Origin of the sequence: Paracoccus endophyticus, assembly GCF_003286075.1 — a bacterium.
Classification (GTDB): Bacteria; Pseudomonadota; Alphaproteobacteria; order Rhodobacterales; family Rhodobacteraceae; genus Paracoccus; species Paracoccus endophyticus.
The window spans coordinates 199,564-212,774 of sequence record NZ_QLUV01000002.1 but is presented as its reverse complement, the minus strand read 5'-3'; the positions used below and the strand labels follow the sequence as shown (position 1 = coordinate 212,774).

Below are 13,211 nucleotides of genomic sequence, written 5' to 3'. Positions count from 1 at the left end.
ATGCCGACCCTTCCGCACGAGCATCGCCACATCCGCAGCCTGGGGATCGAGCGCCCGAACGAGCCCTATTTCTTCGGCTACGACGAGGGGCCGGCGGGCGAGGGCCAGGTCCGGCTGGACCTGATGTACACCGGACTGTCCGCCGGGACCGAGCTGACCTTCATGAAGGGCACGAACCCCTATCTGCACAGCCGCTGGGACGACTGGCACGGCGTGTTCGTCCCCGGCGAGCCGTCGGCGCACTATCCGGTCAACTTCCTGGGCTACATGGAGGTCGGGCGCGTCATCGACAGCCGAACCCACGGGTTCCGCCAGAACGACGTGGTCGCCACGACCTTCGGCCACAAGACCGGCCACACCGCCAATCCCGCGCACGACCTGCTGCTGAAGATGCCGCCCGACATGGACCCGATCCTGGGCATCTTCGCGGCGCAGATGGGGCCGATCGCGGCCAACGGCATCCTGCACGCCGACGCCGAGCAGTTCGGCGCGGCCGTGCCCTGGCTGGGCGCGGGGGTCGAGGGGCGGCCCGTCCTGGTCTGGGGCGGCGGCACCGTGGGCCTGTTCTGCGCGATGTTCGCGCGGGCGGGCGGCGCGTCCGACATCGTCGTCGTGGACCCCTCGCCCTGGCGGCAGGACCTGGCGCGGCGCATGGGATTCGACGCCATGGGCGAGGACGAGGCATGGCGGCACGCCAAGGCGCGCTGGCACCACAAGGTCGGCGGCCGCGGGGCCGAGGTCGTGTTCCAGACCCGCGCCCGGTCCGAAAGCCTGAACCTTGCGCTGCGCGCGCTGCGCCCGCAGGGCACGGTGATCGACCTTGCGTTCTATCAGGGGGGCCTGGACGGCGCCCGGCTGGGCGAGGAATTCCACCACAACGGCCTGGCGATCCGCTGCGCGCAGATCAACCGGATGCCGCGGCCGCTGGCCCATGCGTGGGACCAGCGCCGTCTGGCGCAGGAAACGATGCAGCTCTTGGCCGACGAGGGCGACCTGATCCGGGAACACATGATCACCCATGTCGTGCCCTACGACGAGGCGCCCGGCTTCCTGCGCCACCTGGTCAACGACCGGCCCGAGTTCCTACAGATCGTGTTCGCCCATGAATGACCATCATCCGCTGAACGAGGCCGAGGCCGCAGCCGTCACCCTGACCCCCGCGGCCCTGGACGAGCAGCCCGCCCACCACGGCGCGGGGCTGAGCCAGCGCGAGCTGGACGACCGGGCGGCCGCGGCGGCGCTGTCGTCGGGACATATCCCGCGGCCGCACCATGACGCCGGCAAGATCCGCATCCTGTGGGTCTTTGCGTGGCTGGTCGTGGGCGGCGAGGAAACCGAGGTGCGGATGCTGGCCCGCACGCTGGACCGTTCGCGCTATCGCATCGACGTGATCCCGTGCTTTCGGCGCGAGGGGATGCCGGACCAGAGCCACGAGCAGTTGCGCGCCCTGGGCGTGCATGTGGACACGACGCCCTACGGGCTGAGCTTTGACGACACCGTCGACTATCTGCGCCGCAAGCTGAACGGCGCGGACATCGTGATCTCGTCGCAGGACGTGGCCGACATCTATCCGGCGCTGGAACGGCTGGCGGTGCGCCCGCCGCTGATCGAACACGGCGGGCTGGTGCGCGAGGCGCTGTCGGGCCCCAAGCATTTCACCGCCCGCTATGTGGGCGCCTGCGACAGTATCCGCGATGCCGCCGCGTCGAAGATGCCCGACCGGCGCCACCATGCGGTCCAGATCCCCTCGATGGTGGACCTGGCCGAGTTCCGCCCCGAGGCGCGCGACCCCGTCCGGGCCAGCCTGGGCATCGCCGGCGACCAGATCCTGATCGGCTGGGTGGGGCGGCTCGACCGCAAGAAGCGGGTCGAGGATTTCATCCGCGCCGCCGCGATCGTCGCGTCGGCCGAGCCGCAGGCCCGCTTTGTCGTGGTCGGCGGCCCCGACGCCTTCATGCCGGAATACCGCGACGAGCTGCACCGGCTGGCCCACCAGCTGGGCCTTGACGGGCGGCTGATCTTTACCGGCGACCGCAAGGACGTGCCCGACCTGATGGCGGCGATGGATGCGTTCTGCTGGCTGTCGCGCGGCGAGGGGATGCCCCATGTGATCGCCGAAGCCGGCGCCGCGGCCCTGCCCGTGATCGCCACGCCCGACAACGGCGCCTGCCAGCAGATCCGCGACGGCGAGACGGGCCTGTTCGTCGCGCACGAGGACCCCGGCGCGGTCGCGGACGCGATGCGTCGGCTGATCCGCGACCCCGCGCTGCGCCGCCGCCTGGGCGAGGGCTTGCGCGCCCATGTCGTGGCCAGCTATTCGGCCGAGGTGGTCGTGCCCCAATGGGAACAGCTGATCGCCACGGTGCTGGCCGAACGGCCGGCCGCGCCGCCGCCGTCCACCTTCTCCAGCTTCGTGCTGGGGGGCTGGGAATGCTCGACGCACCGGCTGCACCACGGGCGGCGGCTGGACGTGCTGGCGACGACCGGCCACGACGTCCACGCCGCGCAGGATTACCGGCAGTTGCAGGACCTGGGCATCCGCGCCTGCCGCGACGGCATCCGCTGGCATCGGATCGACCAGGGGGGCCGGCACGACTTCTCCAGCCTGACCCCGATGATCGAGGCGGCGCGCGACACCGGCACGCAGGTGATCTGGGACCTGCTGCATTACGGCTGGCCCGATGACGTGGACATCTGGTCGCCCGCCTTCGTCAACCGCTTTGCGGCGCTGGCCCGCGCGGTGGGCGAGCATCACCGCAGCCTGACCGACGCCGTGCCGTTCTGGTGCCCGGTGAACGAGGTCAGCTTCTTCGCCTGGGCGGGGGGGGATGCGCGCTATCTGAACCCCTTTGCCGCGGGACGGGGCTATGAGCTGAAGGTGCAGCTGGCCCGCGCCTGGCTGGCCGCCGCGGCCGAGCTGCGGGCGGTGGATTCGCGCGCCCGCTTCCTGATGGCCGAGCCGCTGATCGCCATCCACCACGTCGACTGGAGCGGCCGCCCCCTGTGGGAGGCGCATGGCTGGCACGACGCGCAGTTCCAGGCCTTCGACCTGGTGTCGGGGCGCATCTGGCCGCAGATCGGGGGCGATCCGTCGTTCCTGGACCTGGTCGGGGTCAACTATTACTTCGCCAACCAGTGGATTCACGGCGGCAGGCCGGTGGACGTGGACGACGTGATCTATCGCCCGCTGTCGGACCTGCTGGTCGAGGTCGCGGCCCGCTACGACCGCCCGGTGGTGGTCGCCGAGACGGGGACCGAGGGGATCCGCCGCGCGGCCTGGTTCGACTATGTGATGGACGAGACCCGGCGCGCCCGCGCCCGTGGCGCGCGGGTCGAGGGGGTGTGCCTGTACCCGATCGCCAATCACCCCGGCTGGGACGACGACCGGCTGTGCCCGAATGGCCTGCTGGGCGACCATGTGCAGGGCGGCCGCCGGGACGAGCATGGCCCCCTGGCTCACGCCGTGCGCCGCGAGGCCGCGCTCTGGGGGCCGCGCTAGGGCGGGGCGCCCGTCAGTCGCCCCGTCAGGCGCCCCGTCAGTCCCCGGCCCGGCCGTGCTGCGCAGCCAGGCCCTGCGCCCGCACCTGCGACAGGGTCGCGCCGGGGGTCAGCGCCTCGGGGTCGAGGCGCAGCTCGATAATGGCCATCCGCCCGGCCGCCACCGCCCGCGCGAAGGCGGGCGCAAACGCGGCGTCGTCCGTCACCGTCTCGCCGTGCCCGCCATAGGCGCGCGCCAGCGCGGCAAAGTCCGGGTTGGCCAGGTCGGTCCCCGACACCCGCCCCGGATAGTGCCGTTCCTGGTGCATGCGGATCGTGCCGTAGCGGCCGTTGTTGGCCACCACCACGATCACCGCCGCGCCGTGCTGCGTGGCGGTGGACAGCTCGTTGATCGTCATCTGGATGTCGCCGTCGCCCGCGATGCAGACCACCGTGCGGTCGGGGTGGTGCAGCTTGGCCGCGATCGCCGCGGGCAGGCCGTATCCCATCGACCCCGAGGTCGGCGCAAGCTGCGTGCCCACCCGCTTGAACCGGAAATAGCGGTGGATGAACGACGCGAAATTGCCCGCGCCGTTGGTGATGATCGCGTCCTCGGGCAGGTTGCCCGACAGCCAGGCCATCACACGCTCCATCCGGACGGCGCCGGGGGTGTCGCGCGGCGTCTGCCAGGCCAGATAGGCGGCGCGCAGCCCCGCCGTCCAGGCCTCGGGGCGGCGCGCGGGCGCAGGCGCGTCCGCCAGCGCGGCCAGCATGGCGCGCGGGCAGGCGGCGATGCCCGGATCGGCGCGCCACAGGTGCCCGATCTCGTCGGGGTCGGGGTGGACATGGACGATCCGGCGGCCCTGCCCGCGCGGGTTCATCAGCGTGAACCCGTCGGTCAGCGTGTCGCCCAGCCGCGAGCCCAGCGACAGCACGCAGTCCGACACCGCCAGCGCCCGGCCCAACGCCGGGTTCATGCCGATGCCCAGGTCGCCCACATAGACCGGCAGGCGGTTGTCGATCATGTGCTGGCGGCGGAACGGCACGGCCACGGGCAGGCCCCAGGCTCCTGCAAAACGCGCCAGCCGGTCGGCGTCGCGCTGATCCCAGACCGAGCCGCCGGGAATGACCAGCGGGCGTTCGGCGGCGGCCAGCGCGTCGATGACCGCCGCCCGCTGCGCCTCGGACACGCCGGGCACGGGGCGCGGCGCGGGCGGCAGGTCACGCGCCTCGCAGCGGGCCGACAGCATGTCCTCGGGCAGGGACAGCACCACCGGGCCGGGACGCCCCGACATCGCCAGGTCGAAGGCGCGGGCGACATATTCGGGGATGCGGTCGGTCTGGTCGATCTCGGCCACCCACTTGGCCAGCCCGCCGAACATCCGGCGATAGTCCACCTCCTGAAAGGCGTCGCGGTCGCGGTCGGCGCGCGCGATCTGGCCGACGAACAGGATCATCGGCGTGGAATCCTGCCGCGCGACGTGCACGCCCGCGCTGGCGTTCGCCGCCCCCGGTCCGCGGGTGACAAAGCACACGCCGGGCCGGCCGGTCAGCTTGCCCTGCGCCTCGGCCATCATCGCGGCGCCCCCCTCTTGCCGGCAGACGATGTTGGGAATGCCCACGTCGCGCAGCCCGTCCAGCGCGGCCAGAAAGCTTTCGCCCGGCACGGAATACACCCGCCCGACCCCGTGCGCCGCCAGCGCATCCGCCAGTATCCGCCCGCCATGCCGCATGATCGCCCCCCTTCGTGCGTGACCGCCGCGCCAGCTTGGGACGCCCGCCGCGCGGGGGCAACCCCGCGGCGCGCGCGGCCACCGGCTTTACACGCGCGGCCCCTGCCCCTATCTCTCGCCGATCATGGCGCAGCAGAAATCCGACCCCAACTACAAGATCATCGCCGAGAACCGGCGCGCGCGCTTCGACTATTTCATCGAAAGCGACCTCGAGGTCGGCATCGTGCTGACCGGGTCCGAGGTGAAGTCCCTGCGCACCGGCCAGTCCAACATCGCCGAAAGCTATGCCAGCGTCGAGCAGGGCGAACTGTGGCTGATCAACGGCTATATCGCCGCCTACAAGCAGGCCGGCGTCTTCGGGCACGAGGAACGCCGCCGCCGCAAGCTGCTGGTCAGCCGCAAGGAACTGTCGCGGCTGTGGCAGGCGATCGGGCGCGAGGGGATGACCCTGGTGCCGCTGGTGATGTATTTCAACGACCGCGGCATCGTGAAGCTGAAGATCGGCGTCGCCAAGGGCAAGAAGAACCACGACAAGCGCGACACCGAGGCCAAGCGCGACTGGGGCCGCGAAAAGCAGCGCCTGCTGAAGCAGGGCTGACCCGTCCCTTTGAAAGCCGCGCCACCGGCAGCGATTGCAGCCCCCCGCCCCGTTGGCTAAACCCGGCCAGAGGGGTTGGGAGAGGTGACATGACTGACGATCCGCGCACTGTGGTTTCGACCGACTGGCTGGCCGCGCATCTGGACGACCCCGACCTGCGGATTGTCGATGCCAGCTGGCACATGCCCGCCAGCGGCCGCGACGCGCAGGCGGAATACCGTGACGCCCACATTCCCGGCGCGCGGTTCTTCGACATCGACGCCATCGCGGACACGCGCAGCGACCTGCCCCACATGGCCCCCCAGCCTGAGCTGTTCATCAGCCGCCTGCGCGCGATGGGGATCGGCGACGGCCATCAGGTCGTCGTCTACGACAACTCGGACGTTCATTCGGCGGCCCGCGTCTGGTGGACGTTCCGCCTGATGGGCAAGACCGACGTGGCAATGCTGGACGGCGGCCTTGCCAAGTGGCGCGCCGAAGGCCGCCCGGTCGAGGACATGGCCCCGATCACGCGCGACCGCCACATGACCGTGCAGCGCCAGGCGGCGCTGGTGCGCGACGTGACCCAGGTCGCCGCCGCCGCCAAGCTGGGCGACCACGTCATCATCGACGCCCGCAGCCCGGCCCGCTTTCGCGGGGACGAGCCGGAACCCCGCCCGGGCCTGCGCGCGGGCCATATCCCGGGGGCGCGCAACGTGCCGCTGGGCCAGATCTACAACGCCGACGGCACCATGAAGTCCGAGGGCGAGCTGCGCGCCGCGTTCGAGGCGGCGGGCGTGGACCTGTCGCGCCCCGCCATCACCACCTGCGGGTCGGGCATCACCGCCGCCAGCCTGGCGCTGGCGCTGGAACGGATCGGCAAGCGGGACTGGTCGCTTTACGACGGCAGCTGGACTGAATGGGGCAGCTTTCCCGACCTGAAAATCGCAACCGGAGACGCCTGATGTTCGCCGCCCTCAAACCGCAAGCCCCCGACAAGATCCTGGCCCTGATGGGCGAGTTCAGGGCCGACACCCGGCAGGGCAAGATCGACCTGGGGGTCGGCGTCTACAAGGACCCGACGGGCGTGACCCCGGTGATGCGCGCCGTCAAGGCGGCCGAGCAGCGCATCTGGCAGACCGAGACGACCAAGGCCTATACCGCGCTGGCGGGCGAGCCTGCGTATCTGGCCGCGATGGGCCGCATGGTGCTGGGCGACGCGCAGGACGGCGCGCGCACCGCGTCGCTGTCCACCGTGGGCGGCACGGGCGCGATCCGGCAGGCGCTGGAACTGGCGCGGATGGGCAACCCGGACGTGACCGTCCATGTCTCGGACCCGACCTGGCCCAACCACCTGTCGATCATGCAGTTCATGGGCGTGCCCTTCGTCCAGTACCGCTATTTCGACGCCGCCACCCGCGGCGTCGACTTCGACGGGATGAAGGCCGACCTGGGGCGGGCGAAACGGGGCGACCTGGTGCTGCTGCACGGCTGCTGCCACAATCCGACCGGCGCCAACCTGACCGCGGACCAGTGGGCCGAGGTGGCGGACGTCCTTGATCGCACCGGCGCGGTGCCGCTGATCGACCTGGCCTATCAGGGCTTCGGCGACGGGCTGGAGGAGGACGCGGCCGGCACCCGCCTGATCGTGTCGCGCGCCCCCGAGGCGATGGTGGCGGCGTCCTGTTCCAAGAACTTCGGCATCTACCGCGAACGCACGGGGATGCTGATGGTGCAGGTGGCCGATCCGGCCGCGCGCGACGTGGCGCAGGGCACGCTGGCCTATCTGAACCGCCAGACCTATTCCTTTCCGCCGGACCATGGCGCGCGCATCGTTCAGACCATCCTGGACGACGAGGGGCTTGCCGCCGACTGGCGGGCCGAACTGGAGGAGGTGCGGCTGGGCATGCTGGCGCTGCGCGGGCAGCTGGCGGGCGAGCTGCGCGCGCTGACCGGGAGCGACCGCTTCGACTTCATCGCGCGGCACCGCGGCATGTTCTCGCGCCTGGGGGCGTCGCCCGAACAGGTGCAGCGCATCAAGGAGGATGCGGCGATCTACATCGTGGGGGATTCGCGGCTGAACATCGCGGGGCTGAACCGCGACAGCGTTCCGGTGCTGGCCCGCGCGATCGTGGACGCGGGCGTCTGACAGGCGCGTGCCGGGCCGCCTGACGGGCGCCCGGCCTGGGGGGCAGAACGACAAAAGGCCGGGCAAGACCCGGCCTTCATCAAGAACTCAGCAGTCTTGCGCGGTGATCAGAGGCCGCGCGCGATGCGGTCGATGTCGCTGCGGCACAGGCCGATGTCGTTCAGCTCACGGTCGCTGAGGCGGTTCAGTTCCTTGCGGGTGACCTGGACGTTGACCCAGGACGAGATCGTCTCACGCACGCGGGCGATCAGGCCGAACGAGGGGGCGGGGGTGCTTCTGCGGAAGGTTTCGATAGTGGCCATGATACACCTGTTTTTCTTGCGGGCCTGCCGGATGCAGGCATCAGCGGGGGATGCCGGAGATATAGCCACCCCCCCGCCCGCTCACCACGCACAGGCCGGCAGCCCAGTCATGCAGGGCGCGCAAGTCACGGGCTTGTTGCACGGCTGAAACATGGCTCGCAGCACCGTGAGGCCTGCAAGGATCGTCTGGAAACACTGGCGCGAACGCGCCCCCTTTGCGCGCAATCCCGCTTGTGCAGCAGAAACTTGACTGAAAAAGCCTTGTGTCAGAATGATGACCCTTTAAGGGCCGCGCCTGCCTGCGCATGCCTGACGCTACGTCAAGCGCGGCCCTTGAGTCCCGCTTCGCCCTTTGCCCGCCAATCGCCCAAGGCGGCCTGCCACAACGCCAGCGCAGCGACGGCGGCGGTGTCGGCGCGCAGCACGCGCGGCCCCAGGCTGATGCGCGTGACGCCCGCCATCCCCGACAGCCGCGCGCGTTCGGCGGGCGACCAGCCCCCCTCGGGTCCGATCAGGATCGCCCATGGTCCCTGCGGCAGCCCGGCCAGCGTTTCGGCGGGTCCCGCCAGCGCCTCGTCGGCCCACAGGATGCGCCGGCCGCCGTCCCAGCCGTCCAGCAGGCGCGACAGCGGCTGCAACGCCTCGACCGGGGGGACAAAGGTGCCGCCGCATTGCTCGGCCGCCTCGACGGCGTGCGCCTGCAGCCGGTCGCGGGCGATGCGGTCGGCGGCGGTGTGGTCGGTCTGCACCGGCAGGATGCGCGCGGCCCCCAGTTCGGCCGCCTTTTCCACGATGAAGTCGGTGCGCGCCTTCTTCAGCGGGGCAAACAGCAGCCACAGGTCGGGCGGATCGACCTGCGGGCCGCTGGGGGCCAGCGGTTCGACCTGGCCGCCACGCTTGCCGGCCTGTGTCAGCCGCGCGCGCCATTCGCCATCGCGGCCGTTGAACACCGCAAGCTCGTCCCCCGGGGCCAGCCGCATCACGCCGGACAGGTAATGCGCCTGTCCCGCGTCCAGCGGCACGGGTTGTCCCGCGCCCAGCGGGTGGTTAATGAACAGCCTGATCCGTCCCATCAGGCCGACCCTATGCAACGCCCTGCCCCGACGCAAACGGTCTTGGACGCGCCCCGCGGCAACTGGGTGGACCAGCGGGCGCCCGCGTCCTGGCGGCCCTGGCTGCGGCTGTCGCGGGCCGACCGGCCGATCGGCACCTGGCTTTTGCTGCTGCCCTGCTGGTGGGGGGTGGGGCTGGCGATGATCGTGGACCGGCCGCGCTGGATCGACCTGTGGATCGTGGTGGTCTGCGCGCTTGGCGCGATCCTGATGCGCGGGGCGGGCTGCACCTGGAACGACATCACCGACCGCGAGTTCGACGCCCGCGTGGCGCGCACCCGGTCGCGGCCGCTGCCCTCGGGCCAGGTAACGCTGCGCGGGGCCTATGGCTGGCTGGCCGTGCAGATGGCGCTGGGGGCGCTGGCGCTGTTCACGCTGAACGCGGCGGCGGTGCTGCTGGGGATCGCCTCGCTGGCGCTGGTGGCGGTCTATCCCTTCGCCAAGCGGTTCACCTGGTGGCCGCAGGTGTTTCTGGGCCTGGCATTCAACTGGGGCGTGCTTCTGGCCTTTGCGGCGCATGGCGGCACGCTGCATCCGGCCGCGGTTCTGGCCTATGCGGCGGGGATTTCCTGGACGCTGTTCTACGACACGATCTATGCCCATCAGGACACCGAGGACGACGCGCTGATCGGCGTGAAATCCACCGCGCGGCTGTTCGGGGCGGCCACGCCGCGCTGGCTGCTGACATTCGCCGCGACCGCCGTGCTGCTGCTGGGGCTGGCCCTTGCCGCGACGCGGCCCACGCCCGCGCAGGCGGGGCTGGCGACCCTGGGCCTTGCGGGCTTTGCCGCGCATCTGTGGTGGCAGATGCGGCGCTTTGATCCCGACGACAACGACCGGCTGCTGGCGCTGTTCCGGTCCAACCGCGATGCGGGCCTGTGGGTCGCGCTGTGCCTCGCCCTGGCCGGGCTGGTCTGATTGCGCCAGCGCGGCCGAGGGTGTAAGTCCCGTCAACCGCCCCCAGCGACAAGGCAGGCCTGATGGCCCGACCCTCTCCGCCCCCGGACACCCATGACAGCGCCCCCCCGTCGGTCGGCCGCGCCCGCCGCGGGCGGCCTGTACACCGCGCCCTGGTGGTGCTGGCCGTGCTGGGCCTGGCCGGTGCCGGGGCCTGGCAGGCGGCTCATCTGGCCGCCGACCTGATCGAGCAGCGGTCCGCCCAGGACGTGCGCGCCGCGCTGGACCGGGCGGGCCTGACATGGGCGCAGGTCGCCACCGACGGATTGCAGGTTCGCCTGACCGGCACCGCCCCCGACGAGGTCGCGCGGTTCCGCGCGACGACCGCAGCCGGCAGCGCGGTCGATGCGGCGCGCGTGCGCGACGACATGACCGTCGCACCGCCCAGGGCGGCGCAGCCCCCGGCGTTCCGGGTCGAGCTGCTCAGCAACGACCAGGGCATCTCGGTGATCGGGCTGGCCCCGGCCGGGCTGGACCGCGCGGCGCTGGTCGCGCGTCTGGAACGCAGCGCCGGGGCGGGGCGGGTCACGGACCTGCTGGACCTGGCCGATTATCCCGCCCCGCCCAACTGGGCCGCGGCACTGGACTTTGGCGTGCAGGCGGCCGGCCAGGCGCGCCGGGGCAAGGTGTCCATCACCGCCGACCGGGTCGTTGTCACCGCCATCACCGACGGCACGGCCGAGCAGACGCGCCTGACCGCGGCCCTGCGCCGCGCCGTGCCCGCGGGCGTCCGGCTGACCGCCGACATCAGCGCGCCGCGTCCGGTCATCACCCCCTTTACCCTGCGGCTGGTCCGCAGCAGCACGGGACTGCGCTTTGACGCCTGTTCCGCTGACAGCGAGGCCGCCCGCGACGCCATCCTGTCGGCCGCCGCCGCCGCTGGGGTGACCGGGCAAGCCGACTGCACCCTGGGGCTGGGGGCGCCCTCGCCGCACTGGGGCAAGGCCGCCGTCGCCGCGATCGAGGCGCTGGCCCGTCTGCCTGCCGGGTCCGTGACGCTGACCGGCGCGGCGGTGGCGCTGGACGCGCCCGCCTCGGTGCCCCAGGCGCTGTTCGACGAGCAGGCCGCGCGGCTCGACCAGGCCCTGCCGGCGGTGTTTTCCCTGACCGCGACGCGCGAACAGCCCACCCAGGCCAAGGCGCCCGCCCCGGCCGAGTTCACGGCCGAGGTCACGCCGGACGGCGTTCGCCTGCGCGGGCGGATCACCGACGCGCCGATGCGCGCCGCGGTCGAAAGCCTGGCCGCCGCCCGATTCGGCCCGATCGACAGCGCCCTGCGCGAGGATGACAGCGTGCCCTCGGGCTGGACGGTGCGCGTGATCGGCGCGCTCGAGGCGATGGGCCACCTGGACCGCGGCACGGTTACGGTCACGCCCGACCTGATCCGCCTGACCGGCGTGTCGGGCAGCCGCACCGCCACGGCCGAGGCGGCGCAGCGGCTGGGCGCGCGGCTGGGGCCGGGCGCGCGCTATGAGTTGGAGATCGCGTATGACGAGCGGCTGGACCCGGCGTTGGGACTGCCCAGCGGGCCGGACTGCGTGGCACGGCTGAACGCCGCGCAGGCGGCGACGCCGCTGGACTTTGTGGTGAACCGCGCCGTGTTCGACGGCGACCCCGCACCTGCGCTGGACGCGCTGGCCGGGGTTCTGGCCGACTGCGCCGATTTCAGGATCGAGGTCGGCGCGCACACGGATTCGCAAGGCTCCGACAGCTTCAACGCCCAGCTTTCGTCGGACCGGGCGCAGGCGGTTCTGACCGCCCTGCGCGAGGCGGGCGCGCCCACCGAAAACCTGACCCCCCGCGGATACGGCGAAAGCGAGCCGCTGGCCGACAACGGCACGGACGCGGGGCGCGCCGCGAACCGGCGCATCGCGTTCCGGCTGCTGTCGGATGTCGCGGTCAGCCCCGCCCCCGCGCCCGCGGCCGTCACCGGCGTCACCGCCGAGGGGGCGACCCTGCCCCCTGCGCCGGACGTTCCCGGTGCCCCGAACGCCGCAACCGACCGGCTGCCGGCGCTGCCCCCGGGGCTTGCGGGTCCGCCCGCCGCGGGGGCCACGCGTCCCGGGTCCGGGGCGACCATCGTGACCGCCCGCCCGCCTGCGGCGAACGGGGCGCAGCCCCCCGGCGCACTGCCGGACCCTGCGTCCGAAGCGCCCGACCTGAACCCGGACCCCGGCGCCATCGGCGGGCCGGACCAGGACGACGCCGCCGCACCGCAGACCGCCCCCGAGGCGGAACCCGACGGCGAGGACCCCGCGGCCGGCGAATCGGCCGCCGGACCGGACGGCGCCCTGCCCGACGCCCCGCCCACCCCCGACGAGATCGCGGCCGAGGAAGGGATCGCGCTGCGTCCGGCCCAGATCACCGTGGACGGCGCGCGCATCACCACGCCGGTGCCCCCGATCCTGCCGGGGTCGGCCGCCTCGACGGCGGGGCTGGGCGCGCCGGGCGACCAGGATGACCGCCCGCCCGCACGTCCCGCCACTCTGCCCTGAGCCGCGCCGCCCCGGCGGCGGGACCGCGCCCCCTTTCACGGCCCCGCGCCGCGTGCATAAGATGGCGGCATGGATCGATCCGCGTTCATCATCGCCACGGCCGTCGCGCTGTTTGCGGCGTTCCTGCTGGGCTGGTTCGCCAGCTGGCTGGTCCATCGGCTGACCCGTCCCACCGCGGCCGACCTGGGCGAGCTGGACCGCATGGCCCGGCGGCTGCACGATGCGGGTGTCGCCCGCGACCGCGCGCTGGGCGATCTGGAGGCCCTGCGGGCCGAGCACGCCACCCGCCTGGCCGCCGTCGAGGCAGAGGCCGCGGCCGCCGCCGAGGGGCTGCGCGAAAGCGGCCTCGAGATCGAGGAGCTGCGCCACTATATCGAGACGCGGCTGTCCCGAAACCGGCCGGTCTGAC

The 13,211-nt window shown here is 72.4% G+C and carries 11 protein-coding genes; 8 read left to right on the top strand and 3 right to left on the bottom strand.

Going from position 1 to position 13,211, the window contains the following annotated elements; all coding sequences use genetic code 11:
* Positions 1–1,110, top strand: coding sequence for a zinc-dependent alcohol dehydrogenase (locus DPQ23_RS15710; protein WP_205961410.1), 1,110 nt, complete (start codon positions 1–3; stop codon positions 1,108–1,110).
* The gene (locus DPQ23_RS04620) at positions 1,103–3,499 is read left to right on the top strand and encodes a glycosyltransferase (RefSeq protein WP_205961409.1); all 2,397 of its coding nucleotides are present in this window, start codon (positions 1,103–1,105) and stop codon (positions 3,497–3,499) included. The genes DPQ23_RS15710 and DPQ23_RS04620 overlap by 8 nt, the downstream gene beginning before the upstream one ends.
* A 37-nt stretch (positions 3,500–3,536) precedes the next feature.
* On the opposite strand, the gene DPQ23_RS04615 is transcribed toward DPQ23_RS04620, so the two are convergent.
* Positions 3,537–5,210: a thiamine pyrophosphate-binding protein gene (locus tag DPQ23_RS04615; protein WP_112873510.1), complete on the bottom strand. Its 1,674-nt coding sequence runs from the start codon at positions 5,208–5,210 to the stop codon at positions 3,537–3,539.
* Positions 5,211–5,334: 124 nt separating this feature from the next.
* On the opposite strand from DPQ23_RS04615, the gene smpB reads away from it, so the two are divergent.
* The 3 genes from smpB to DPQ23_RS04600 all read left to right on the top strand — a co-directional run bounded on the left by smpB (position 5,335) and on the right by DPQ23_RS04600 (position 7,936).
* On the top strand, positions 5,335–5,808 hold the full coding sequence (smpB, locus tag DPQ23_RS04610; protein WP_112873509.1) for an SsrA-binding protein SmpB: 474 nt from the start codon (positions 5,335–5,337) through the stop codon (positions 5,806–5,808).
* Positions 5,809–5,897: 89 nt separating this feature from the next.
* Positions 5,898–6,752 (top strand): 3-mercaptopyruvate sulfurtransferase, encoded by an 855-nt coding sequence (gene sseA / locus DPQ23_RS04605; RefSeq protein WP_112873508.1) that lies wholly within the window; start codon positions 5,898–5,900, stop codon positions 6,750–6,752.
* Complete coding sequence (locus DPQ23_RS04600; protein ID WP_112873507.1) at positions 6,752–7,936, top strand: amino acid aminotransferase; 1,185 nt, start codon at positions 6,752–6,754, stop codon at positions 7,934–7,936. The genes sseA and DPQ23_RS04600 overlap by 1 nt, the downstream gene beginning before the upstream one ends.
* Positions 7,937–8,043: 107 nt before the next feature.
* On the opposite strand, the gene DPQ23_RS04595 is transcribed toward DPQ23_RS04600, so the two are convergent.
* On the bottom strand, positions 8,044–8,238 hold the full coding sequence (locus tag DPQ23_RS04595) for a DUF1127 domain-containing protein (protein WP_112873506.1): 195 nt from the start codon (positions 8,236–8,238) through the stop codon (positions 8,044–8,046).
* A 320-nt stretch (positions 8,239–8,558) separates the two neighbouring features.
* On the bottom strand, positions 8,559–9,311 hold the full coding sequence (locus DPQ23_RS04590; protein WP_112873505.1) for a 16S rRNA (uracil(1498)-N(3))-methyltransferase: 753 nt from the start codon (positions 9,309–9,311) through the stop codon (positions 8,559–8,561).
* A 12-nt stretch (positions 9,312–9,323) separates the two neighbouring features.
* Here DPQ23_RS04590 and ubiA point away from each other — a divergent pair, with 12 nt between their 5' ends.
* The 3 genes from ubiA (at position 9,324) to DPQ23_RS04575 (ending at position 13,210) form a co-directional block, all read left to right on the top strand.
* Positions 9,324–10,268, top strand: a complete 945-nt coding sequence (gene ubiA / locus DPQ23_RS04585) for a 4-hydroxybenzoate octaprenyltransferase (protein ID WP_112873504.1) — start codon at positions 9,324–9,326, stop codon at positions 10,266–10,268.
* Positions 10,269–10,330: 62 nt separating this feature from the next.
* Positions 10,331–12,802, top strand: a complete 2,472-nt coding sequence (locus DPQ23_RS04580) for an OmpA family protein (RefSeq protein WP_112873503.1) — start codon at positions 10,331–10,333, stop codon at positions 12,800–12,802.
* Between the two features lie 69 nt (positions 12,803–12,871).
* Positions 12,872–13,210: a hypothetical protein gene (locus DPQ23_RS04575; protein WP_112873502.1), complete on the top strand. Its 339-nt coding sequence runs from the start codon at positions 12,872–12,874 to the stop codon at positions 13,208–13,210.
* Position 13,211: the final 1 nt, after the last annotated feature.